The sequence below is a fragment of the Streptomyces sp. NPDC058198 genome (assembly GCF_042882605.1).
Lineage (GTDB): Bacteria > Actinomycetota > Actinomycetes > Streptomycetales > Streptomycetaceae > Streptomyces.
The window spans coordinates 662,887-686,543 of the sequence record NZ_JBHVVP010000001.1 but is presented as its reverse complement, the minus strand read 5'-3'; the positions used below and the strand labels follow the sequence as shown (position 1 = coordinate 686,543).

The following is a 23,657-nucleotide window of genomic DNA, read 5'->3' as shown; positions in this document are numbered from 1 at the left end:
ATTCGACACTCAGCGGGCGTCGATGGCTTCCTTGTTGGCTAGCGCCAGGCGCACGGCGGCCGGGGCGATACGGTGCAGAAACGCTTCGCGGATCAGGCTGCGGCCGGTGGCGAACCCGTCATTCACACCGTCCGGGCAGGACCAGTCGAGGTCGATGCCGGCTTGCCGCAGGCGGGAGTCGAGATCCGTCTCAGAGGCGAGCGGATCCGCGTGGCGGAGGACGGCCCGCGCTGCGGCCTTGGTCTCGGCGCGTTGTGGATGGGCGTAGGTGTGCTCAGAACCCAGGCAGCCGTAGGACACCCGCAGGGTGCAATCGGTGAAGCCGTTGGAGATCGCCGGCGAGAAGCACACCTTCTCTTCCTTGAGGAAGTATCGCGTCACATCCGTGCTGTCGTGGATGAGGCTTCCGTCCGGCAGGCTCAGTCCGCGCATCCCGTTGCCGTCGAGCAGGATGGAGTGCCCGGCTTTCGGCTGATGCGCCACGCGCAAGAAGGGGATGCGGGGGGCGAATCCGACGGCGAAGGAGACTTCCTCGTTGACCGACTCCACCAGCTCTGTGACGAGTGCCGCCCGTGCCATGCACTCTTGGGCGTTGCCCTCCAGGTACTCGGCGGGGGCCCGCAACGCCGCCAGAGCCATCGCCTTGGCCTGGGACGTGATGGTCATTGAGGAGACCATCGTGTGGTAGTTGATCCGTTCCATGATGTCGCTGGGGCCGCAGGCCCATCCAATACGGATGTTTGCCAGACCGTAGGCCTTGGAACCGCCGTCCACGGTGACGACCCGGTCGGCCATGCCGGGCAACGACGCCAGCCTGATGGACCGGTTCCCGGGGAACTCCGTCCGGCAGAAAATGGCGTCCTCAAGCACGACGAGATCCTGCTCGACGGCGAACTCGCCCAGCGCGGCCAGTTCGTCGGCGTCGTAGAGGGCCCCGGTGTAGCTCGGGTTGAACAGGATGATGCCGCGGGGCCTTCGCACCCGGCCTGTGTCGACGCAGCGCTCGTACCAGCGCTCCAGCGCGGCCCGGGTCAGCTTGTGGTCCTGGTCGGCGGCGGTTTCGACACTCTCCAACTGGACCTTGGCCATGTCGCACCACATGTTGATGCCCTGGTAGTAGGACTGCGCTGTGAGGAACACATCGCCCGGCTCGGCAACCGCGTGGAAGAAGCCGAAGAAGAGCCGGGTGACCCCGCTGTCCACCCCCAGGTTGCCTGCAATCTCGCCGGGAATTCCCTGGCTCTTGAACAGCTCGACGAGCGCGTCTTCGAACGCGTCGGCCCGTCGTAGGTACAGGTAGTTGTCCAAGGAATGGTTCGTGGAATCGAGGAGCGCCGCGACGCCGGACGCCACCACCGACGGATGTGGCCTGCGGATCCCCTCGCCGTGCGCCAGCGAGATGACATCGGGATCGAACCAGCTCGCGCCGGCCTGCATTCCGTTGTCGTCCAGCCCGGAAATGGCATCGCGACCGCGTCGGAAGTTGCCGATCGCGTCCCAAACAGGACCCGAGCCCCCTTGGGCATGGCTGGCTATGGACATGACTCTCCCAGCAAGTTCGTGAGGGGCCGCTCTGGACGCGTCGGTGGGGGAGGCGGCGCATCCAGAGCGGCGATGGGCATGGGGCAGGCTTCTTCGCCCCGTGTGGCGTATGACAGGTGACCCGGATCAACCGAGGCTGACGTGCTCCTGAAGAGACGCGGCGAGTGCGGGCACGGTCGAGTGCTTCATCAGCGCGGACAGCCTGAGCCGTACGTTCAACTCGGCCTGGACCCGTGCCGCTACACGCTGGGCAAGGAGCGACGTTCCGCCTAGGTCGAAGAAGTCGTCCTCGGGAAACACCGCGTCGACAACGAGGACCTGCGCCCAGATCCCGGCCAGCCGTTCTTCCAGTTCACTGCCGTACGAGGGAGGTTGAGGCGCCGTCCTGCCGCCGTGCTGGGGAGACGGGAGCCGGTCCCGAAGGATCTTCCCGTTCGCCGACAGCGGCAATTCGGGCAGGGTGATAATGGGCCGGGGGACCATGTAGTCAGGCAGAACCTCGCTCAGGGCGGCCGTGATCTCCTGCGGCTTGGGCTCGGTCCGGGAGTCCGGTACCACATAGCCGATCAGCTGTTGCTGCCCGGCGGTGTTCTCGCATACGTCAACCACACCGTGCCGCACGCCCGGAAGACGGTTGAGGACAGCTTCGATCTCTTCGAGTTCGATCCGGTATCCCCGGATCTTTACCTGCCGGTCGATCCGGCCCAAGAACTCCAGTTCTCCGTCCTCCGACCACCGGGCCAGGTCGCCGGTGCGGTAGAGCACCTGGTGCCGGCCGCTGTGTGGATCGTCGACGAAGCGTTCTTCCGTGAGCTCAGGACGACCCAGATAGCCGCGGGCGACACCGGCACCGCCGATGTAGAGCTCCCCGGACACACCGATGGGCACCAGTTGGCCATGCTCGTCCAGGACACGGAGGATCGTATTGGTGATCGGGCGACCGACCGGAATGGGACCGGACGTGTCCTTGATCCGGTGGCCGGTCGACCAGACGGTGGTTTCGCTCGGCCCGTAGAGGTTCCACGCCGCGCCGACCCGTGCCCGGAGTTGCTCGGCCAGATCCGGTGGTGTCGTCTCTCCGCCGCATACCGCGGTGAGGCGACTGCTGCCCTCCCATCCCGCGTCGATCAGCATCCGCCAGGTCATGGGGGTGGCCTGCATGAAGGAAAGGTCGTACTTACGCAGCGCGTCGCGCAACGCGAAGCCATCGGTGACTGTGGCACGAGGCAGGATGGCCAGTCGGGCACCGCGCACGAGCGGCAGGAAGAGTTCGAGCACGGACATGTCGAAGGCAACAGTGGTGACGCCGCCAACGGTGTCGCCTTCGCCAAGTGCCAGCTCGCTGTCGAAATGCAGAACCAGGTTGGTCAGCGCCTTGTGAGGAATCTCCACGCCCTTGGGATGCCCCGTCGTTCCGGATGTGTAGATGACGTAGGCGAGATCCTCCGCAGTGGGCTCCGCCCATACCAGAGTTTCTGCATCAGGGAGTTCGGCGATTCCCCCACTGCTGACGCGCACGACCCTGGCAGGGCTTCCGTCGAAGGCGGCACCCCGGTCCACGTCCGTCAGCACCATGGAAGCCGACGAGTCGTCGAGCACCGTGGCTATGCGCTGGTGGGGATGGTCGGGATCGAGCGGCAGGTAGGCCGCGCCAGCTTTCATCACCGCCAGCATCGCGATATAGAGGCCGGGCGAACGTTCCATCAGGACGCCGACCCGGGCGCCGCTCGTCAGTCCAGCGGCGCGCAGCCGGCCTGCCAGCTGGGTCACGCGATCCTGTAATTCACCGTAGGTGAGGGCGCCGTTGGGGCCTGTCACGGCCTCGCTGTTGGGGTGGTGAGTCGCGCACCGCGCGAGCAGATCGATCACCGTGTGCCCGGGACGCTCCACCTCGGTCGCCGTCCACGCGGAAAGCTGCCGCATTTCCACGGCGGTCAGCATCGGCAGCTCGCGGAGCGGGATGTCCGGGTCCGAGAGCGCCGACGTAAGCAAGACGTCGTAGTGGGCGATCAGGCGTTCGAAGGCGGTCGCACTGATCACGGTGTCGTCGCAGGACCAATGAAGGGTCCACCCAGGGGGTTCGTTCGTTCCCGGTGCCGGCGCGACCGGCTCCAGCGCGACATCCAGGCGGCCGTCGCCGAAAGCCGCAGGAGGCGGCGAACCAAATGAGCAGGTCACTCGCTCCGAGGTGAGGAGCATCGCGACGTCCGCGGTGTCGGGAATGCTCTCGGTTTCGGTCAAAGCTTGTGCGGTCGCCTGGAGGTGGTCCGCAAAAGAGCTGGGGCCGCGCGCCACGGACCAAAGTGGTGCGGGATGATTCCGCTTTTCTTGCGTACTCCGCAGCCGCGTGGCGAGACAGATGGTGTCTGTGCCGGTGTAACGGTGTAAGAGGGCGGTGAAAGATGCCAGAAGAACTACTACAGATGGAATGCCGCGTTCCGCACGTAAGGATTCGATCCGCAATGCCAGAGAGGCCGGCAAAGCACTACACCGGGACACGCCCGAGGCCTGTGTGGTGGCTAAGTGATGCCGGGGAAGAGGCAGCTCAAAAGGCGGCACTTCCGTGATCCTCCGCTGCAAGTCTTCCAGTGTCATCTCATCGCTCTCCGTCGGAATCAGGCGGCCATTGAGGCCGCCCTCGTCGCGTTGCCGACCAATCATCAGAAGACCTCATTTCTAAGGCTGGGCAGGCCCGATCCAGGGCCGCCCGGCGCGATCAGTTGAATCGTGAACAGTACGGAGACTCGGGGATTCTCGGCCCGACGGGGTGCGCCCAGCAGTGCACCGCCACATCGACGCCCACTCCCACCTGGGGGAACGAGTCGCTCGCACACCAGCTACGACGGACCATCGGATCCGTACCTATGGGGGGTTGGGGTATGAGTCACGGCTCGGTCCACGACGCCAACCCGAGCCACCCTGCCATCCGGAAATCAAACTGACCAAGCGTCAGATGGTAACGAGAAGGTAAAGATGCCATCCGTTGACACTCATTCCGCGCCGCATCTCATCCGTGACGCGGGGCATATCGCTTCTGCTCAACCGGAGCTCCTGCATACGATATGCAACTACATCGACGGGTCACAGAAAACGCGTTGAGTCATGTGCAACTGTCATGTAACGTCGCCGTGTTGCATCCCCGGCCGGGGTACTTCCCTCTCCGTCGTCCACCCTGATGGGCCGGCAGTCAGAGATGGCCATTCGCCCCAGATCTCACGCCCGCACGACTTCAGCGCCTGTCGCGCAACGGAGGTAACTATCGATGGCTATCGCTGTCATTGAGACACTTAATTTCGGCCTCGGCCATCTGGCCGAGGCCGCCCGCACGCGCGGTCATGAGCTCCATCTGTTAACGACCGACAGGAGCTTTTACCGGTACGAGCTCGAGGCTGAATCCGGCGCGAGCGTCAAGATCACGGACGTCGACACGTCGGACGTCGAGAAGCTCGTGGCCGTGCTGCGGGAGATCCCCGAGCTCGCGGGCATCATCCGCATGACCGACTTATGGAGCATGCCGGCCCTGGAGGCGGCGGAGGAACTCGGCCTCCCTCGCCAGAGCGCGACCGCGGTCGCGTTGCTGCGCGACAAGGGCCGTCTGCGTAACCACCTCCACGCCCACGGTTTCTCGCGTGCCCCCAGCGTGGTGTTCGATCCTCACACCGCCGTTCATGACGAGCTGACGCGGAAGCTGTCCTTCCCGTGCGTCGTCAAGGACGTCGCGGGCAGTTCGAGTCAGAACGTATGGCTGGTGAGGACATCCGCCGACTTGGCCTCCGTCCTCGACGCCGCCCGACAGGTGGAGGAAGTGCGCGGGGGCGCCCTCACCGCCGAGCCGTACTTCGTGGGCCCGCTGTACAGCGCGGAGACTCTGTCCTGGGACGGGGAGACGCGCATTCTCGGCGTCTCGAGCCGGTCGTTGTCCCCGGAGCCCCATTTCCGTGAGGATGCCGTCAGCTTCCCCGTCGCCTTTCCGGAGGCCGAGGCCAAGGAACTCGCGGACTGGCTCAGCAGCATCCTCGCCGCTGTGGACTATCGCGAAGGCTTCACTCACAGTGAGTTCATCATCACCGCGGACGGCTTCGAGATCGTCGAGATCAACCCGCGTCTCGGTGGTGCGCTCATTGGGGAGTCCATTCACCAGTCACTCGGCATCAACGTTCACGACGCCTTCATCGACCTGGCCCTGGGGCGGCGCCCGGCGTTGATGGACGCTCAGCTGCAACCGCAGTCCGGCGCCGCGCAGGTGCTCGTGTACGCGCACGAGATCGGGCTTTTCGATCGTTTCACCGGTGAGGACCTCTTGGCCCACCATCCGGGGGAGCCGAAGCTGTACCCGCTGAAGCGACCCGGCGACCCGGTCCCTTCGACAACGGACCAGCGCGGAGCAGTGGCGGTTCTCTTCGCGACAGGCGCAACCGCCGAACTGGCGCTCCACAACGTGATGTCGGCAGTGGGCAAGCTTGGCGTGCACGTGAAGTCGGAGGACCAGTGAGCAAGCCCCGTCTCCTCATGATCGGCGGTTGGACGGACTGCATCCAGAAGGCTGTCGACGGCGGATTCGACGTCACCTACTTCGGCCCGACGGAGCCGGGTTACTGGCTCGACGCGGAGGTGCTCGCTCGATGCGAACACGTCCAGGATGTGCCGGTGGGACAGCCGGCCCTGTGCCTCGCGCTCGCGAGGCGTCTGCACGAGGAACGCCCTTACGCAGGTGTGGTGTCCTTCACCGAGTACGGGATCGAGACCTCCGCGATCATCGGGGACGCGCTGGGGATCAAGGGCCTTTCTCCGTGGCCGACCGCGATCACGCGTGACAAGGTCTGGACGCGAAAGGCTCTCGACGACGCTCCCGGTCTCGCGATCCCCTGGTGCAAGGTCTCCTCCCACGACGACGTGGAAGAGTTCTACCGCGACCACGGCCCTGACGTCATCGTGAAGCCGATCATGGGAGCCGGCAGTGCTGAGGTGTATCACCTCAGAGCGGAGAGGGATCTCAAGGAACTGATCATCGCGGCCCCTTGGGCCGACGGTGGTTCCTTCCTGGCCGAGAAGCGCATCGACAGCGATTCCGTCTACAGCGTCGAATCACTGACCATTGCCGGCCGGCACCACGTGATCGCACTTTCGCTGGAGCAGACGGTCGGGCAGGGGAACTCCGCCACCACCCACATCATGGTCCCTCCGCCACCGCCCTTCAACGACGCGGTCCGAGACGAACTGGTCGGCTCAGCCATAAAGTTGCTGGACGCGGTCGGTCTCGATTGGGGCATCGCCCACACCGAGCTGATGATCGATTCCGACGGTCGGGCCTATCCCATCGAATCGCAGACGCGGATCGGGGGCGGCCGCATCTATCAGATGGCCGAGAGGACAACCGGCTTCAAGCAGATCGACACAGCGCTCACCAGCCTGATCAGCGATGAGGTCGATGTGCCTCACTTGCCGGCCCCCACTTCCGTGTGCGTGATGTTCCGGCTCCTCGCTCCCGCGGGCGAGGTGACGAGCGTCGCCGACCCCGGTGTTCTGGAGAACGTGGAGGGCGCTTTCGCTTCGCAGATCAAGATCCGCCCGGGCGAGGCACTCACGCCGGTGGTGGACAACGTCGATCTGGCGCAGCAGGGGGCCGTGTGGTTCGAGGCACCGGACCACGACACAGCTCAGGCACGGATACAGAGGATCTGCACGAACTACTGGGTGGAGTACGCCGATGGCCGACGCTGGCATCCGAAGTTTTAGGAAGATCGGGCAGCTTCCCCCGAGTTTCCGGCTCCTGCTCGTAGCGTCATTCCTCATTCCTCTGGGCGGCTTCATGGTGATGCCGTTCATGTCCTTCTTCCTGCACAACCGCCTGAAGATGGACATGGGAACGGTCGGCATCATCATCGCCGTCGCCTCGTTCGTTCAGATGTCGGGCGGCGTGGTCGGCGGCATCGTGGCCGACCGGTTCGGCCTGAAGCGCACCATGGTCCTGGCGCTCACCGTCCGGACGGGCAGCTTTCTGCTCTTCGTGGCCGCGTTCGCCGTCCCGGCGCTCTCGGTGCCCGCTCTGCTCCTGTCGTCCGTCGGCGTCGCCCTGTACCTGCCAGCGAACAAGGCATACGTGGTACGGGACTGCGACGAGGAACGACGCCCGCTCTTCCTGTCGCTGAACAATTCGGCACTCAATGGGGGTATGGCCCTCGGCCCGCTGATCTCCGGACTCTTCATCATGAACGCGCCGATCGTGGTGTTCGTCACCGCCACCGGTATCTTCGCGGCCGTGACACTGCTCCACATCCGCGCGCTGCCTGCGGACTTGGGGGAGTCGCGGGAACGGGCCGGCCGACAGCGTGGCGGCACCATGAAGGGGCTCTTCATCCCACCCGTCATCACGGCCGCGTTCGGGTTCTACATCTACATGTTCTTTCAGAACTACATGAGCGTGTACGCCGTCGGCCGGTACGCGCCGATGGTCTTCGGCCTGCTTCTCCTCATCAACGGTGCGCTCGTGATCGTGCTCCAGCCGCTGATGTCGCAGTGGATCGACGCCCTCAACTACCCGGCCGCCACGGCCCTCTCCTTCACGGCCTTCGGAGCAGGTCTGCTTCTGATCGCCCAGGCAGGGCTGCCGGCCGTCGTCCTGGGAGTGGTGCTGATCAGCCTCGGCGAGGTCGTTCTCTTCCTCAAGAGTGAACTCGAGGCGCTGCGTTACGCCCCGGACAACCCAGCCTCTGTGTTCGGCAATCAGCGTCTCGCCGCGGGTATCGGCGCCTTCGCGAGCGCCTCCGCAGGTGGCTGGCTCTACGAATCGATCACGGATTCTCAGAGCAGCGACCAGCTCTTCTGGGCCTACTGCGCCGCGCAGGCAGTAGCCATCGGGGTCTTGGCAGTGGTCCTGACGCTCGTGCTCAAAAAGCCGACCGCTCCACCAGCGGAGAAGACCGCGCCGGCCGCCGGCGCCGAGCACGTCACCGATACGGCCGACGAGGCGGAGGCAAGCCGTGCCTGAGGCACTGAGGAATCTCGCGGACGGCTCTACCGTTCCGCTCTGCCGGACGTACGACACCGCGTTGCTGGACCTCGACGGGGTGGTCTACGTAGGGCCCCACGCTGTGGAACACGCGGCGCCGTCGCTGTTCCGCGCCGCGGACCAGGGCATGAGACTGGCGTACGTCACCAACAACGCCTCCCGCACTCCGCATGTTGTGGCCAAGCATCTGAGTGACATCGGCATGCCGGCCTCCGAGGAGAGCGTGGTCACCTCGGCTCAGGCAGCTGCCCGTCTCGCGGTCGAGACATACGGATCTGGCGCGCCCGTCCTCGTCGTCGGCGGCGAGGGACTCCGGACGGCTGTCATGGAGTGCGGCCTGCGCCTGGTCGACTCCGCGGACGATCAGCCGCATGCTGTGCTGCAGGGCTACTCCCCGGACGTCAATTGGCGTGACCTGGCCGAGGTGAGCTATGCGGTCGCCCGTGGAGTCCCCTGGATCGCCACCAACACGGATCAGACGGTTCCCACCCCCCGTGGACTGGCTCCCGGCAACGGCACTTTGGTGGGTGTGGTGCGGTCGGCCACCGGAATTTCCCCCACTGTGGCGGGGAAGCCCTCCCCTCCTCTCTTCAGGGAGACTCTGCGGCGCACCCAGGCCTCGCGTCCCTTGATGATTGGTGACCGGCTGGACACTGATATCCAGGGTGCGCGCGCAGCGGGTATCGACAGTCTGCTGGTGTTCACCGGCTCCACAGATCCCACGGCTCTGATCTCGGCACCGGCCGAGGCCCGCCCCAGCTATGTGGCCGGGGACCTTCGCGGTCTGCTCACCGCCCACACGCCCGTCACCCGCGAAGGCGACACCTACTTCTGCGGCGGATGGTCCGCCATGGTGCGAGATGGTGTGCTGATCACGCAAGGCAACGGCAAGCCGTACGACGGACTTCGGGCGACCTGCGTGGCAGCTTGGTCCGGCGTCCGACCGCCGGATGTCCGACGGGCTCTTTCCGCCGTTGGACTGTGACATCCGGTTCGAGCCTCTCGACGAGCGGCCACGGTCCGTGCAAGCGAACTGAGCAGAAGGACCTTGGGTGCAGGAACGGCAGCCTCCGCTCCCGCGGGAGATCCGATCATTGCTGTGGGTACGCGCACTCAATCAGGTGGGCGCCTACACAGTGCCGTTCCTGGCCGTGTACGCCGGCCCCGAACTGGCCACGGCTGTGCTGGGTGCTTTCGGCGTGGGAGCCTTCCTCTCACGCTGGCTCGGAGCGTGGCTAGCGCTACGCATGTCCCCCCGCACAGTGGTGTCGACCGGTCTCGCCGCGACAGGAGTGGCCCTGAGCCTCCTCCTCTCAGTGCGGGGTTCGTTGACAATGGTGGGTGCGGCGGCCCTCGTCGGATTAGCCTTCGAAATCTACGAACCCGTCACCTACGAGGCGTTCGCACGTGCCGCAACGGGCGACGAACGCAGACGCGCATACACCCTGCTGAGTACCGTCCTCGTTGCCGCGGGAGCATTATCCGGCCTGGTGGTGACCGTCCTTCTCCCGCTCGGCACTCACTGGCTGATCCTGGCTGACTCGGCGACCTGCTTCGCCGCGGCAGCAGTGTCGTGGCGTCACCTTCGCCCGGACCGGCCTCTGCCAAGAGCCGAGCGCTTCAAGAGCTGTTGGAAGCCACCGCCCTCCCTCGTCCTCCTGACAGTGGCGGGCACGGTGTTCTCCATCGGCTACCTAGCGATGGTCATGTTCGTCCCGTTGGCGCTCTTCGACAGAGGCGCGGCAGCATGGGTTCCCGGAATCATCCTCATGGTCTCGGCGGCTGCCGCGCCCCTGCTGTCGGCAGGCCGAAACAGGGTGGCCGGTCACCGGAACCGTCCCCGTGAACTTGAGATCGGGCTGACGTTCACCGCACTCCTCGCAGCCGCCATGACCACCCTGCCCGGTGTGGTCTGGTTCTCAGCGGTCTATGTGTTGTGGACAGCGGTGAGTGCCGCCCTCCTTGGGGAATGGTCCGCCCGTGTCGCCGATCAGGCCCCTCCGCCGGACCGCACACTCTGGTTCGCCTTCCACGGGTCTTCCTGGGCCGTCGCCCAACCCGTTGTGCCGGCCTGCGTAGTGCTACTCGCCCCGGTCGCGCCCGACGCATTCGACGCCGCCTTGTTGGTCGCTCCGGCCGCACTGGCTTTGAGCGCGATATCGCTCCTTCTCATCGCGCCACCTCGTCCACGCGGGGAATCAGCTTCAGCTCCTCCTGAGCAGCGTGATGAGAGACGCTGACGCGGATGAGCTCAGCAAGCGGGGACGTGGCCGGACCGGTAGCCCGGCAAGCAAGGACGACGACCATCCCACCTTGCTGTCGGCCGACGAGTGAGAGGGTCAACGTTCCGTGGCGGGAGATGTCACAGAGGTGACCGCAACATGAGAATCTCGTCGCGATCGGGGCACTACGCACGGGCGCGAAAGCTGTTTCCTACCGGTTGGCACCCGGCTGCCAGAGGACGTCCCCTCGGGCGACGTTGGCCTGCCGGGCGAGGATGAAGAGCAGGTCGGAGAGCCGGTTCAGATACATCACCGCGGTGCTGTTCATGGTTTCCCCGTGCTCTTCCAGAGCGGCCCAGGTCGCGCGCTCGGCGCGGCGCACCACGGTTCGGGCCTGATGGAGGAAGGCTGCACCGGGCGTTCCGCCGGGGAGAATGAAGCTGCGCAGCTTTTCAAGATCCTCGTTGAACCGGTCGCACTGCTCTTCCAGGAACTCTATGTACGAGTCCTCGACACGAAGCGAGGCAGTGTCGCGCCCAGGTTCCGACAGGGGCGTACAGAGGTCCGCGCCTACGTCGAACAAGTCGTTCTGGATCCGCACCAGAAGAGTGGCGATCTCGTCCGGGAGGTTCCCTGCCGCGATGGCCACGCCGATTGTGCAGTTCGCCTCGTCCACGTCAGCGTAGGCCGCAAGCCTCTTGTCCAGCTTGCTCGTTCTGCTCATGTCACCAAGAGCGGTCGTGCCGTCGTCCCCCGTCTTCGTGTAGATACGGGTGAGGTTCACCATGGCGTACTCCAAGAGATTCGAAGTGAAATGAACTGTTACACGTGACGTGCGATCACCTTGAGCGCGAGTTCTCGTGCGTGGTCGGCTGCCGCCGGTCCACGGCTCGGATCGGGCGCCTCGGAGAGGAAGACGAGAGCCAGCATCAGCGCGGCGTCCAGTCGGCACACCAACAGGCACGGATCGCCGTCGGGCGGAACCGTTGCCGTCCTCGCGTATCCGCTGCGGATCGCTTCCACATCGAGCTCGTTCTCCGGATACCGGGCGTACTCGACCAGGCGCCCGCACTCCACCGAGGGGGATCCCAACAGGGCGTTCGACCAGTCCAGCAGGGCGACGGCCCGCCCCTGCCGGCGGCGGATGTTGTCGCTACGGACGTCGAGGTGCAGGAGGCTGTCCTCGGTGAGGCTGGTGAGATGGCTGGCGATGAGGGACGCGTCCGGCGGTTCGGGCCAATCGTCGACAAAGCGGCCGATCTCGGCCCAACGGCGCCCGATACGTGCGATGATCGCGCTCGCCGTGGACACTCCCTCCGACGCGACGGGCGTCAGGCGCGGCGGCGGCACCTGATGAAGCCGCGCGAGGAGCTGCCCGAGCGCGAAGGAGTCGAGATCCGATCCGTCGTCGGGGACATAGGCGGACAGCAGTACGTCGGGGGACGCGAACTCGTCCGCCAGGACGAGTTCCTTCGCCTGAGCGACGGGCAGACCGTGGGCGGCCAGATGCCTCGCGATCTCGTACTCCTGCAGGAGCAGGGCGCGGGTGTCCACATGGGGGTCATTGGCGTTCGAGTCGAACCGCCGGTGCGCGAGACGCACCGCGACGGGCTGCCCGTCGAGCCCCTGCGCCCGGTAGACGGAGAATTCCAGGCCCCTGCCGACCAGTTCCAGGCCGCTCAGGCCCCATCGCTCGGCCAGGCTGTCCAACTCGGCGAATCGCTCACTCATCATGTGCATCCTCGGGGGGCTTGCGGTCGTCGGTGATCCTGCTGTCCTTCAGCAAGGCGAAAGCAATAGGCAGGCACATCACCAGTGTGACCGCGCCGCCGACCGCGAAGGCCGTCTGCGGTCCCGCCAACGTGCTCAGCCAGCCGAAGAGCAGTGCGCCGAGGGGCATCGTCCCCCAGGCGAACAACCGGTACACGCCGGTCGCCCGGCCCAGGAGGCGATCCGGGATGAGTCCCTGCCGCAGGGTGACGGCCACGACGTTCCAGACCATGAGGCCGAACCCAGCGGCGCAGTAGGCGACGGTGACCACGTACACGCTGTCGGTCGCTGCTACAGCCAGGCCCGCGACACCCATGAGGGCCAGGTTTCCGATCAGGGTACGGACCCGGCCGATCGCTCCGGTCATATGGCTCGCGGCCACGCTGCCGACCACGCCTCCGGCGGCTCCGGCGGCCAGCATTGCTCCGTATGCGGCGTCCGGGAGCTCCAGCACGTCGCGCACCAGGATGACGAAGACGGCGATCTGTCCGAGGTACACAGCGTTGATGACGCCCGCGGAGACGGTCAGGGCGCGCAGCAAAGGGTCACGCAGCACGTGGACCAGGCCCTCGCGGATGTCGGCCAGGAGCCGCGGCCTGGCGGGGGACCGCTCGGGCTGCGGTCCGCGAACGCCGGTCAGCAGCACTGCAGACACCAGGAAGGAGACGGCGTCGAGCAGGAGGGGAACCGCCCTGCCCACCGTGAACAGCACGCCGCCGAGCACATGTCCCAGCAGATCGCGGCCCACCGTCTGGACCGCGAAGAGCCGGCCGTTCGCCGCCTCCAGCTTCTCCTTGGGAACGATGCTCGGCAGCAGCGCGAAGGACGCGCAGTCGAACAGCACCTCCCCGACGCCCAGCAGGAACGCTGCGGTCAGCAGGGACCAAAACGTCAGCCAGCCGCAGGCGAGCAGCACCACGGTGACAATCAGAGTCAGGGCGCGCAGCAAATCGGCGATGACCATCAGGCGGCGGCGCTCGAACCGGTCGGCATACGCCCCCGCCGGCAGGCCGAACAGCAGCCAGGGCACCGTCGTGGCCGCAGTGACTGCGGACACCTGGAACGCGTCGTGCAGCAGCGCGGCAGACAGCAGCGGAAGGGCGGCGAAGCGCATGCCGTCGCCGATCGCCGATGCGCTCGCGGCACCGATCACCTGGTGATAGCCGGAACTGAAGCGGAAGGTGCTGTGTGCGCTCACTTCGGGCTCCCCGGTGAGAACACGGCGCACCGCAGCTCGCTGGTGTAGCGATGACCGTGCACGCTCAACCAGCGTTGGTCAGGCGTGGGCAGCATTTCGGAGATCTCCAGCGTGCCGTCCCTCCGCGCGGCCAGTCGGCATAACTGCCGTACCAGGAGCGGAGCCTGCCAATCAACGTAGATCGGCTTCGGCTCACCGGGAACTTTGACGAAGACATGCCGGGGCACGCCGAGCTCGGAGCCCAGCCGACAGGCGGCGACGAACTCCGCGGCCTCCTTTCCGCCCATCTGCCCCACGGGGCCGTCGAAAGCAGCCGCACCGCGCAGGCGGGCGGTAGGAACCCGCCAAGTCTCGCGTTGCAGGACGACACGGCCGCAGCGGATACGAGGAATGTGCTCCAAGGTGGGGGCGTCCAGTCCCGCCCCGCCGAAGTGACGCGGGAAGGCGAACGGGGAGAGCGGGTCCTGGCGGATGCTCGGTCCGCCGGCAGGGGGCGCCATGAGACGCAGCCTGCCCACGACACCGTGGGCACGCAGCTCCAGCCGCCCGTCACGTAGCACGACGTACAGCTGGGAGGGTTGCACCACCCGGTCGCGGGACTGCCCGGAACGGCCGTAGACCTCCAGGTCGTAGCAGGGGTAGACGAGCTGCGTCGACGACTTATCCGGGTGGCCCCGGGACAAGTTGGCGAGGACCTCGCCGTCGTCGAGCAGGGACAGATAGCCCTTGTAGACCTCGGGCAGCAGCTCCGTGGCGCGTTCCTGGATCAGGGGACCGAAGCTGGTGTGAGTGATGACTTCCCGGACGGCGTGGCAGTCCCCGATCACCGCGGTGAACCGGCCCTCGCGCAGGTCCTGGCGGCTCGTGGCGGCGAACAGCACGTCCGGATCAACGACTGCCGCGGGTGTACGGGGATGGGCGGCGAGGATAGCCTCCATCCGGTCCCGTTCCACGACGATCTCCGGCCGGTCCACACCCCCCTCCCCGAGCAGGGCGTCGGTGATCACCTGGTCAAGCGCCCCCAGTTCGGCCTCGACGGCGGCGCATTCCCCCTCGAGGGCGTGCCGGTCCCGGAAGAATTCCGAGTAGAGGCGGTCCAGAGGGACCTCGACGTCGGCGCCGAAGCGGTCCGCCACCCACCGCGTGAGAATGGCGAGCTCACGCCGCATGCGCAGTCGTGGACGCGCGAGCACGGTCTCGTAGACGATTGACAGCTCGTCCGTGATGAAGCGGGCGATGTCCGGGCCGATGGTCAGGCCGACCGGCTCGCCGTGGGCCTCCTCGAACAGGATGCTCCGGTCGGCGTAGTGCAGGCCGCTGTTGCGGTTCGCGGGGGTTCCCGTCAGCTTCTCAAACCTGGCCTTGGTCGCGGCCAGTGCGGCCGGGCGCTCGGCGAGGGGCAGTTTCGCGAAGCGGGCCAGGTCCTCCTCGAAGTGACTGATGGCCGAGAGGACCGGCGCGGCCTGCTCCGGCGGAGCGGAGAGCAGCTGTCGGCGCAGGGCGGCCAGGGGCTCGTGGTCGCCGACGGGGATCTCGAACTCGGCGACCACCCATTCGCGCGCGACCAGTTCCTTCAGCACCTGGTCGAAGGGAGCGGGCGAGCCGAGTTCGGTGTCCCACTCCGCGCGCAGCTCGTGGAGGGTTCGTTCGCCGTCGCAGCGCCGCCACAGCCATTCCTCGTGCGCTGCCACCTCCCTGCCCCCGAGGTGCTGGAAATTCCAGTCGGTGTCCAGTCCGTCCCGAGTGGTGAATGCGTACAGGTCGATACGGCCGTCGCGCAGGAAGGACAGCGGGCGTCTACGCGGACGTACGACATCGGACAGGCCGGAAACCGCGGCGGCGCTCTGGGCGAGTTTCTCGGCGGCCCAGTGACTGAAGAGCGTCCGGCGTTCCATCTCCCGTTCCGAGGTCCACGCGATGCCCAGCGTGTCCCCGACCCGGCCCACGGTGAACGGTCCGAAGTGCGAGTGGGTCTCGTTCTTCGTCGTCACCCGCTGGAGGTACATCGTGAGCAGGTCGGTCATTCGGCGGGTGTGCCGGCCCATGTCCCCCTGGAAGGTGTCGAGCCATGCGGCGAACTCCGGATAAGCGGAGTCGTTCGACAGCAGCAGCACCTGCCGCAGGCGCTCGTCGCCGAACGCCCCGACCACGGCGGTTCTCGCGCGGTCTAAGCGGGTGCGGTGCCGGGCGATGAAGACCTCCTGTTCCCTGCCGAACTTCTCTGCGGACGCCTGGTAGGTGTGCAGGGTGCGCGCCGCCTCGTCGGGCAGTGTGGCGGTGGCGCGCCGCAGTTCACGGCCGGGCAGCGGCCGTAGCTGGCCCACGCGCGACGCCGACTGCGGGCAACCGGGGATCTGGTACTGCCGCAGTACCGGCTTGAGTTCTCGCGCCAGCGACGCCAGTCGGCCCCTGCTCTCCAGGAGCGCGCGGGCCTCGTCGGCGGCGGCGGTGTCGACGAGGGGCTCGAGCGCCTCCATCGAGAAGCCGGCCTGCCGCAGCACGACGACTGGTACGAGTCTCCATACGGCGCCCTGGACGGGCTTCGTGGTGCTCTGGGGGTCGTTGACGGTCGTCACAGCCCTGCCTCGGAACTCGTACGGACGGGACGACGGTCGTGCAGCGCGTCGATGGCTGTCAGGGGATCCGCAGGGAGCGCGGGCAGCAGGCCGGGGCGCGGTGCCCAGGGTTTGACCCGCACCCCGTGGTAGTCGGATCCGGCGGTCGCGACGAGGCCGAGCAGGTTGCACACGTCGGCGAGGCGGCCGCTGTCCGCCGGCGTGTGCCAGCTCGTCCACACTTCGAGCCCGGCCAGTCCGACTTCCCGCAGCGGCTCCAGCAGCGTCACGCACTCGGAACTGTCCAGGCCCGTCACGAACTGGCCCGGGTGGGCAAGGACGGCCACCCCGCCCGCCTCATCGATCCACGACAGGACGTCGATGACATCGGGCTTCTCGGGATGCTCCACATGAAGCAGCTGGCCGGGACGGCACCAGTCGGCGACGAGTCGACCGTACGCCTCACTCGTGTACTCGGCGAACCTCGGGTCGCCGTGGGCCGCCTCCAGTAGCAGGGCTAGATAGTCGCCCACATAGGCCACTCGGTGGCCGCCAATACGCCGCGCCACATCGTCCCAGGTGAGCGGCACTCCTATGGCCTGCACACGGTCGGTCCAGGTGCGCCACCACGCCAGTTCGGCGTCGTGGACGCCCCCGATCCGTTCCTTGAACCGCAGGTCATGGGGGTCGACGAAGTAGGCCAGGCAGTGAGTCTCCTCGCCGCGCCACGTGGCAGTCACCTCGCAGGCCGGTACAACGGTGAGGCGTCCGCTGACGGCCTTCTCGAACGCGGCGATGCCCGCCACGGTGTTGTGGTCGGTCACAGCAGCGACGCGCAGCCCCGCGTCGACACAGCGCTGTGCCAGCTCGCCCGGAGCCTCGTCCCCGTCGGAGTGCCGGGTGTGCAGATGCAGGTCGATCGGGGTGGCGAGAGTAGCGGACGCCCCCTGCATCAACGCACTCCCGGCAGGGTGCGCCGCCAGGACGCGGCCAGCCATCGCTCGTACTCGGGACCGGACGGGGTGTCCATGACCAGACACAGCGGCTCGATGATCCGCCCCGGGCCGCCGGCCAGGCCACCATGGAGCATGGTGAGGTTGTGGCCGAAGAGCAGGTCGCAGTGCTCGCCCGGGGCGAGGACTTCCCAGCGGCGTCGGAACTGCGCCCAGGTCAGGCCGGTGGCCATGAGCACCTGGTGGCAGAAGAGACGGGCCGCCTCTCCTTCGCACTCCCCGCAGGCACAGCGCTGGGCCAGCGGCACGGCAGCGGGGTAGCGGACCCGCTCCTCCTTCGTCAGCACGGCCTCGCTGTGGTGGAAGGAGAGGCCGTTCCAAAGGGATTCCTCCAGCCCGAGCATGACCCCGAACGACGGATAGGCACAGCCGTGCTCCGGCTGACGCTCCAGCCCCCGGCGCAGGTTGTCACCGATCCAGCGTGTCGCAGTGGCCAGCCGGTCGTCCCCCGTGTCGATGCTGCGCCGGTAGAGCACGTCATCGATGACGCCGAGCCAGTCGTAATACGTGGTGACGCTCAGCCCTTCTCCCACGTCGGGGAGGAAGATGCCCTGGTACATCTTGTGCGCGGGAGTGGTGGTGTAGCCGGAACTGCCGAATTCCCGCCACGCGGGATCCCAGTCGCGCACGTCCTGGAGACTGGGCGTCAGATACGAGCAGTGCTGTCCGTCGTGGTGGGGCAGCAGGGTCCGGGTGGAGAAACCCTCGGGTACGTACGTCTGCTGCGGCCGGTCGACCTCCAGCCGCATCTCTGCGGGGGCGCCACGGGCGATCAGCGCGGCGCGGATCCGTTCGGCCAGGGTCGTCGACAGCCGGCGGCTCTCCTCGACGCCCAGCCGTAGGCGGCCGACGCGGAACACAGCGAAACCGATTCGGTGGATGACATCGACGGCCTCGGCGGCCAGGTCCTCCAGCGCCTGCTCACGCTGAGTCTCTGGCCCGGAGACAAGCCCCGTGCAGTCGAACTGAGCCTCGGTGGGGGTGAACTTCACTGGAGCTCCAGGGGTTCGTCGGACGTGCTGTCGGACCAGGGCGCGAGCTCGGACGGGACGCACTCGGTGCGGAAGAGAAACTCGAAGAGCAGGCGTGCCGCGATCTGCGCCGTACCGCCGGACGGGTCGTAGCGAGGGGCGACCTCCGCCACATCGACGGCACCGACGGGAAGCACTCGAAGCTCCTCGTAGACGTCGAGGAGATCTCCGGTGCTGATGCCGCCCATGGTCACATGGCCGGTGCCGGTTGCCGCAGCGCTGTCGAGCACGTCGATGTCGAGCGAGACATAGACCGTGTCGCACCGTGAGCCGAGTTCCTCGATGAGGGGGCGCAGGGCGGCAGCGGCGCCGTCCTTGACGATCTGGGAGCCCGGCACGATGTGAAAGCCGCTGTCGATCAGCCCTCGGAACTGGTCGTACTTGGTCACGTCGCCCACCCCGACGAAGGCCATGTCCTCCGGGCGCATCTCCGGAATCTCGCTGATTCTACGGGAGTTGGATCCGTGGTACAGCGGCCCGTGCAGCGTGCTCCAGTTGCCGAAGTCGAAGTGGTGGTCGATGTTGATGAATCCCACGCGGCTCGCTCCGCGGTCGAGCCGCCCGGCGCGAAAGCCGGCGAACGTGGGGAAGGTGCACGAGTGGTCACCGTTGAGGAAGATCAGACGCGGCGCGGACTGGCTCAGACGGCGGCCCTCCGCCGCGACGGCCTGGAAGGTTCGCACGGTGTCGGTTGGGTAGACATGCAGGTCACCGGCGTCCGCGACCCGGGGAGCGCGGTAGCGGAAGGCCTGGCCGGTGCGGGTGTCCAGCATCCGCCATTGGCCCAGACTGGTCAGATAGCTGGAGAAGACCAGACTCGCCTGGCGGATGGCCCGAGGCCCCTCCGCGGCTCCCGGCCGGGAGCTGGCGGTGGCGTCGAAGGGAACGCCGGACACAACCCAGCCGTCCTCTCCCACGTCCACCCGGTCGGCGGGAGTGGTGGGGGCGCCGAAGAAGGTCGCGACGCCGGCCCATCCTGGCAGCGGGTCCTCCTCGAAATCCTCGGCCCTGACGCTGTTCTGCAGCGCTTCGAAGTCGGGGAGCTCGGTCATGTCACTTCTCCTGCACAGAGGGCGTGGGAACGGTCATCGGTGTGCGGATAATGTCGTGCGCCGCAGCGATCTTCTCGTGAAACAGGTCCCAGCTCGCTTCGGGAGACAGGTGCTGGGGCCGATAGACGACGGGTGCGTCCTCCCGCCAGTCGGCGAAGTCCCAGTTGAATATGCGCTCACGCAGCCGCGGGAAGTCCGGGGTGAGCGGATAGGGAACGAAGTTGTAGACGTTGAAGAGCCACAGTGCCGAACTGTTCTCCCGCATCCACTCGACGGTCTGGCCGTGCGCGGATTCTGTCTCCTCGTCGAGGCCGCCCATCATGTTGAGCACGACCTTCAGGTTGGCGTCGCTCAATTTGTGGATTTTTTTAGTGTAGTCGTCGAGACCTCGCGAGAGTTTGTTGAGTCGTTTCAGCATCTGGGAGTCGGCCGACTCGAAGCCGAGTTCCACGGCGACGACGCCGAGTTCGAGCATGGCGTCGACGATCCAGTCCTTCACCTGCATCACATGCGTCTGCACGATGAAGCGGTATCCGGGCCGGTCGCGGAACACGCCCAACAGGTTGCCGACCGCTTCGCGTGACTGGCCGAACGTCTTGTCACCGATATAGAAGAGCCGGGTGTCCGGGAACCGGGCGGTGAGTTCGTCCACTTCCTGCGCGAGGGCACTCTTCTCCACGAGGGTGAGCTGCTTGCTCCAGGCGTCGCCGCAGAACGAGCACTGGTACAGGCATCCATGGCTGGCGTTGAGCCGCAGAAGAGGCACCTGGCCTCCGTAGCCGCCGAGATGGCGGTAGTCCGGTGCCCAGGTGATCCGCTCGGACGCCAGCCCGGGCAGCAGGGGTTTCTCCATGTCGCCACCTGCTCCGGAGGCGAGCCCCACGAGTCTGCGCACGAAGGTGGCGTCGAGCTGGCCGCGGTGTACGGCATGGACGGCACCGTCCGGGGCAAGCGGAGCCATGTTCCCGCCGAGGACGACACGGCGCCCGGCGTGCTCCAGGTGTGTGGCCACGTCCAGCGCGAGGCGGAAGTTCTGGGCGAGGGGGGACATGAGGACCAGATCGCCGGGAGCCGTCGCGGCCAGCAGTGGGTCGGAGCAGGCTTCCGGTTCTGCCGGCGTCCTCGACAGGTCACGGAAGACGGAGTCGATTCCCGCGGTGTCCAGCAGGGCGGTCAGATGGGCGACCCACAGCGGCATTTCCCATAAGCCGTCGGTCGGGATGAAGTACTCGGGGAGCAGGGCCCGGAATCTCCGGTCGTAATCGCCGTAGTAGGCCGAAAGGTGAGGGTCGGGGTCATGGCTGGAGGGGAAGGGAAGTTGGACTATGCAGCTCTTGAGCATGGTCGCCCCTTTGCTCGATGATGACGTGGAGCATCCTCGATATGGATCAGTCAGCGGTACCGCGCGAGAAGACCGCACAGCGCACTTCGCTCGTGTGGCGTTCTCCCTCGATCTCGAGCCAGAGGTGCTCTGGCGAGGGGAGCATCTCGCTGAATTCCAGAGGAGAATCCGACTTCCGGGCGAGACGGAAGATCTGCCTGACGATGATGGGGGATTCCCAGTCGACGTACACCGGTTTCGGCTCGCCGGGGATTTTCAGGAAGCCGTGGCGAGGCAGACCCAGGTCACGGTGGAGCCTGCGGGCGGCGGCGAACTCGGCTGCGTCTCCCTTCGCTCGGCGCGTCCCGGGGCTCCACCCGCGAAAGGCATCCGCGGAGATGCGCCAGCGCTCTCGGTGCAGGACAACGCGGCCGCAGCGGATGCGCGGCAGATGGTCGTGGCCGGCGCTTCGCAGTCCGACGCCTCCGAAGTGCCGGGGGAAGGCGAACGGGGAGAGCGGGTCCTGGCGGATGCTGGGTCCGCCCGCCAGTGGAGCGAGCAGCTTCAACCGGCCTTCCACTCCATGCGCGCGGAGTTCCAGGCGTTCGGCAGTTGCAACGACGTACAGCTGGTGGGGCTGAAGCACGCTGTTCCGGCTCTTCGAGGACAGGCCGTAGACCTCCAGGTCCGGGCAGGGATAGGTCAGCTGAGCGGCGGTCTTGTCCGGATGCGCGCGGGAGAGGTCGAGCAGTACCTCGTCATCGTCGAGAAGGCCCCGGTACCGCGCGTGGACCTCGTCGAGCAGCTCAGGAGCCTCGGCCTGCATCAGCGGGGCGAAGCTGGAGTGGGTGAGCGCCTCGCGGACGGCGTGGCAGTCGCCTACGACGGCGAGGAAATCGCCCCTCGCGAGCGCGTCGGCGTCCCGTGCGGCAAGCATGACGTCCGGATTGCACAGCGCGGGTGGCGTGGCCGGATGGCGTCCGAGTAGTTCCTCCAGCCGATCTCGGTCGACGATCGTCTCGTGCTGATCGCCGGTGACCCCTTCGAGTAGCATGGCGGTGATCTCGTGGTCGAGCGCCGCGATGTCCCGGTCCACTTCCTCGCATTCCCGGGCGAGGCGCGGCTTGTCCTCGAAGAAGCCGGCGTAGAAGTGCTGGAGGGGAACAGGGTTCCCCACGCCAAAACGTTCCTTCATCCAGCCATGCAGGATTTCCTGCTCCCGGCGGACACGAAGCCGAGGAGCGAGGAGCGTCAGTTCGTAAACCACGGAAAGTTCGCGGCTGATGACGTCCTCGACGTCCTGGCCGAGGATCATGTCTCTGACCGGGCTGTAGGCCTCTTCGTAGAGAATGCTCCGGTCGGAGTAGTGCAGGCCCTGGGAACGGTTGGCCGCGGCCCCGGTGACTTCCTCGAAGGTCTTCTTGAGCTGGCCCAGCAGGGCTGCGCGGTCTTCGACCGGGCCTTCGGCGAACCGTCGGAGCCTGTCAGCGAACCACCGCACCACCGCGAGATCGGGCGCCCCCTCCCTCAGGTGTCCGGACAGCGCTTGGAGGGGATCGGCGGCCCCGACGGGAATCTCCCATCGCCCGATCAGCCAGTCCTTGCTGACCAGTTCGTGCAGGACCTCGTCGAAGGTGCGACGGGGTGGGGTGCCCTCGCGGCGCGTCCATGCGGCGCGGAGCTGTGCCACCGTGCGTTCGCCGTCACACCGCTCCCACAGCCATGACTGGTCGTCGTCAAAGGTGTCGGCCGTCACCTCGACGAAGCGCCAGTCGTCCGGCATGCCCGTCCGTGTCTCGAACGCGTACAGCTGGATCCGTGCGCCCTCGCTGAACGCGAGCGGGCGACGCCGGGGGCGCACGGCCTCGAAGGGCTCCGGACGGCCGCTGAACGCCTCGGCCATCGCTTCACCCGCCCAGTGGCTCAGGAAGGCGACGCGACGCAGCGGACCGAGGGACCAGGAGATGCCTGTGGTGCCCGGTGACAGCCGGGCCACCGCGAGGGGGCCGAAGTGTGAGTGTGTCTCGTTCTTCGTCGTGACCCGCTGGAGGTACATGGTGAGCAGGTCTGTCATACGCTTGACATGCCCGTCCGACCCTCCTCCGCCACCATCGATCCAGCCGACGAACTCCTCATAGCGAGCATCGTTCGACAAGAGCAGAACCTGCTGAAGGGCGGGATCCCGGAACAGGCTCACGACGGTCCGGCGAGCGCGGGTGAGTGCGGCGGCGTGGTCCTCCTCGAAGGCGACCCACATACCGTCCAGGGCCTGAACCGAATCCTGGTAGCGCCCGGCCAACTTCAGAGAGGCGGGGGCGAGTTCCGCCTCCAGCCGCGCGAGGTCCCGTGGCGGGAAGGGGCGCAACATGCCCACCCCGGAAGCGATGTCGCCCTTCGTGCCGACGCGCTCCTCACGTAGTGCCGCTTTCAGCTGCCGCCCGAGCCGAACCGCCTCATCACGACGGGCGAGTACAGCGTCCGCAGCTTGCACTGCCGGCACGTCGACGACCTGCTCTAAGAGGGAGCAGGGGAACCCTGCGTGACGTAACAGCGCGATCGGGGCGAGCGACCACTCGTCGCCCTCGTCAGGCCTTCCGTCCCGGGCACTTCCACCCGGAAGTCGTGTGTCATCCTGACGCTGCCTCAGTCCGTCCACCATTGCCCCCATTGGCCGTCAAGTGATCACGACAGTGCGTGACACTAGTCATGCACTGAGGCGTCTTCAACGGAATATACGTAGGCTCGCCAACTTCAAGCCAAGGATGGCGTGATCACTCCCTCCTTTCCCAGACGGCCGTTTACGGCCTCTTTCGTCTCCTCTGCGGGCGGTCGGCATCTCCCTTTCTCGCAACGCCCGACTCAGTTGCTTCCTGAAGGAGTCGTACGGCGAGGGTGAGAGGTGTTCCGCAGCGGAGTGGTTGAGCGATGGTGAGTTCCGTGTGGC

The 23,657-nt window shown here is 66.7% G+C and carries 16 protein-coding genes; 5 read left to right on the top strand and 11 right to left on the bottom strand.

Features of this window, described 5'->3' with window-relative positions:
- Positions 1-9 precede the first annotated feature (9 nt).
- Complete coding sequence (locus ACFVWW_RS03070) at positions 10-1,542, bottom strand: aminotransferase class I/II-fold pyridoxal phosphate-dependent enzyme (protein ID WP_386875577.1); 1,533 nt, start codon at positions 1,540-1,542, stop codon at positions 10-12.
- 126 nt (positions 1,543-1,668) lie between these two features.
- Positions 1,669-3,783 (bottom strand): amino acid adenylation domain-containing protein, encoded by a 2,115-nt coding sequence (locus ACFVWW_RS03065; protein WP_386875575.1) that lies wholly within the window; start codon positions 3,781-3,783, stop codon positions 1,669-1,671.
- 1,021 nt (positions 3,784-4,804) lie between these two features.
- Here ACFVWW_RS03065 and ACFVWW_RS03060 point away from each other — a divergent pair.
- The 5 genes from ACFVWW_RS03060 (at position 4,805) to ACFVWW_RS03040 (ending at position 10,791) form a co-directional block, all read left to right on the top strand.
- Positions 4,805-6,034: an ATP-grasp domain-containing protein gene (locus ACFVWW_RS03060; protein WP_386875573.1), complete on the top strand. Its 1,230-nt coding sequence runs from the start codon at positions 4,805-4,807 to the stop codon at positions 6,032-6,034.
- A 17-nt stretch (positions 6,035-6,051) separates the two neighbouring features.
- Positions 6,052-7,278, top strand: coding sequence for a hypothetical protein (locus ACFVWW_RS03055; protein ID WP_389679135.1), 1,227 nt, complete (start codon positions 6,052-6,054; stop codon positions 7,276-7,278).
- Entirely contained in the window at positions 7,250-8,530 is a 1,281-nt protein-coding gene (locus ACFVWW_RS03050; RefSeq protein WP_386875569.1) for an MFS transporter, read from the top strand. The genes ACFVWW_RS03055 and ACFVWW_RS03050 overlap by 29 nt, the downstream gene beginning before the upstream one ends.
- Positions 8,523-9,536: an HAD-IIA family hydrolase gene (locus ACFVWW_RS03045; RefSeq protein ID WP_386875567.1), complete on the top strand. Its 1,014-nt coding sequence runs from the start codon at positions 8,523-8,525 to the stop codon at positions 9,534-9,536. Before ACFVWW_RS03050 ends, ACFVWW_RS03045 begins: the two co-directional genes overlap by 8 nt.
- Before the next feature lie 136 nt (positions 9,537-9,672).
- Positions 9,673-10,791: an MFS transporter gene (locus ACFVWW_RS03040; RefSeq protein ID WP_386875565.1), complete on the top strand. Its 1,119-nt coding sequence runs from the start codon at positions 9,673-9,675 to the stop codon at positions 10,789-10,791.
- A 193-nt stretch (positions 10,792-10,984) separates the two neighbouring features.
- Here the strand turns inward: ACFVWW_RS03040 and ACFVWW_RS03035 are convergent, their stop codons facing one another.
- Genes ACFVWW_RS03035 through ACFVWW_RS02995 form a run of 9 tightly spaced genes read right to left on the bottom strand, consistent with a single transcriptional unit; the run spans position 10,985 to position 23,372 of the window.
- A complete protein-coding gene (locus tag ACFVWW_RS03035) occupies positions 10,985-11,560 on the bottom strand; it encodes a cob(I)yrinic acid a,c-diamide adenosyltransferase (RefSeq protein ID WP_386875564.1) in 576 nt (191 codons plus the stop codon).
- A 35-nt stretch (positions 11,561-11,595) separates the two neighbouring features.
- On the bottom strand, positions 11,596-12,504 hold the full coding sequence (locus tag ACFVWW_RS03030; RefSeq protein WP_386875562.1) for a phosphotransferase family protein: 909 nt from the start codon (positions 12,502-12,504) through the stop codon (positions 11,596-11,598).
- Positions 12,497-13,741 (bottom strand): MFS transporter, encoded by a 1,245-nt coding sequence (locus ACFVWW_RS03025; protein ID WP_386875560.1) that lies wholly within the window; start codon positions 13,739-13,741, stop codon positions 12,497-12,499. The genes ACFVWW_RS03030 and ACFVWW_RS03025 overlap by 8 nt, the downstream gene beginning before the upstream one ends.
- Entirely contained in the window at positions 13,738-16,317 is a 2,580-nt protein-coding gene (locus ACFVWW_RS03020) for a lantibiotic dehydratase (protein ID WP_386875558.1), read from the bottom strand. The genes ACFVWW_RS03025 and ACFVWW_RS03020 overlap by 4 nt, the downstream gene beginning before the upstream one ends.
- Entirely contained in the window at positions 16,314-17,249 is a 936-nt protein-coding gene (locus ACFVWW_RS03015; protein WP_386875556.1) for a PHP domain-containing protein, read from the bottom strand. Before ACFVWW_RS03015 ends, ACFVWW_RS03020 begins: the two co-directional genes overlap by 4 nt.
- The gene (locus tag ACFVWW_RS03010; protein WP_386875554.1) at positions 17,249-18,301 is read right to left on the bottom strand and encodes a hypothetical protein; all 1,053 of its coding nucleotides are present in this window, start codon (positions 18,299-18,301) and stop codon (positions 17,249-17,251) included. Before ACFVWW_RS03010 ends, ACFVWW_RS03015 begins: the two co-directional genes overlap by 1 nt.
- Positions 18,298-19,392 (bottom strand): arginase family protein, encoded by a 1,095-nt coding sequence (locus ACFVWW_RS03005; protein ID WP_386875552.1) that lies wholly within the window; start codon positions 19,390-19,392, stop codon positions 18,298-18,300. The genes ACFVWW_RS03010 and ACFVWW_RS03005 overlap by 4 nt, the downstream gene beginning before the upstream one ends.
- Position 19,393: 1 nt before the next feature.
- The gene (locus ACFVWW_RS03000; RefSeq protein WP_386875550.1) at positions 19,394-20,734 is read right to left on the bottom strand and encodes a B12-binding domain-containing radical SAM protein; all 1,341 of its coding nucleotides are present in this window, start codon (positions 20,732-20,734) and stop codon (positions 19,394-19,396) included.
- A gap of 46 nt (positions 20,735-20,780) precedes the next feature.
- Positions 20,781-23,372, bottom strand: a complete 2,592-nt coding sequence (locus ACFVWW_RS02995) for a lantibiotic dehydratase (protein ID WP_386875548.1) — start codon at positions 23,370-23,372, stop codon at positions 20,781-20,783.
- Between the last annotated feature and the right edge of the window lie 285 nt (positions 23,373-23,657).

What these genes read in the sequence shown, in the direction of transcription:
- ACFVWW_RS03070 (WP_386875577.1), bottom strand. Translation starts at nt 1,542, where the DNA reads ATGTCCATAGCCAGCCATGCCCAAGGGGGCTCGGGTCCTGTTTGGGAC.
- ACFVWW_RS03060 (WP_386875573.1), top strand. Translation starts at nt 4,805, where the DNA reads ATGGCTATCGCTGTCATTGAGACACTTAATTTCGGCCTCGGCCATCTG.
- ACFVWW_RS03055 (WP_389679135.1), top strand. Translation starts at nt 6,052, where the DNA reads ATGATCGGCGGTTGGACGGACTGCATCCAGAAGGCTGTCGACGGCGGA.
- ACFVWW_RS03050 (WP_386875569.1), top strand. Translation starts at nt 7,250, where the DNA reads ATGGCCGACGCTGGCATCCGAAGTTTTAGGAAGATCGGGCAGCTTCCC.
- ACFVWW_RS03035 (WP_386875564.1), bottom strand. Translation starts at nt 11,560, where the DNA reads ATGGTGAACCTCACCCGTATCTACACGAAGACGGGGGACGACGGCACG.
- ACFVWW_RS03030 (WP_386875562.1), bottom strand. Translation starts at nt 12,504, where the DNA reads ATGAGTGAGCGATTCGCCGAGTTGGACAGCCTGGCCGAGCGATGGGGC.
- ACFVWW_RS03015 (WP_386875556.1), bottom strand. Translation starts at nt 17,249, where the DNA reads ATGCAGGGGGCGTCCGCTACTCTCGCCACCCCGATCGACCTGCATCTG.
- ACFVWW_RS03005 (WP_386875552.1), bottom strand. Translation starts at nt 19,392, where the DNA reads ATGACCGAGCTCCCCGACTTCGAAGCGCTGCAGAACAGCGTCAGGGCC.
- ACFVWW_RS03000 (WP_386875550.1), bottom strand. Translation starts at nt 20,734, where the DNA reads ATGCTCAAGAGCTGCATAGTCCAACTTCCCTTCCCCTCCAGCCATGAC.
- ACFVWW_RS02995 (WP_386875548.1), bottom strand. Translation starts at nt 23,372, where the DNA reads ATGGTGGACGGACTGAGGCAGCGTCAGGATGACACACGACTTCCGGGT.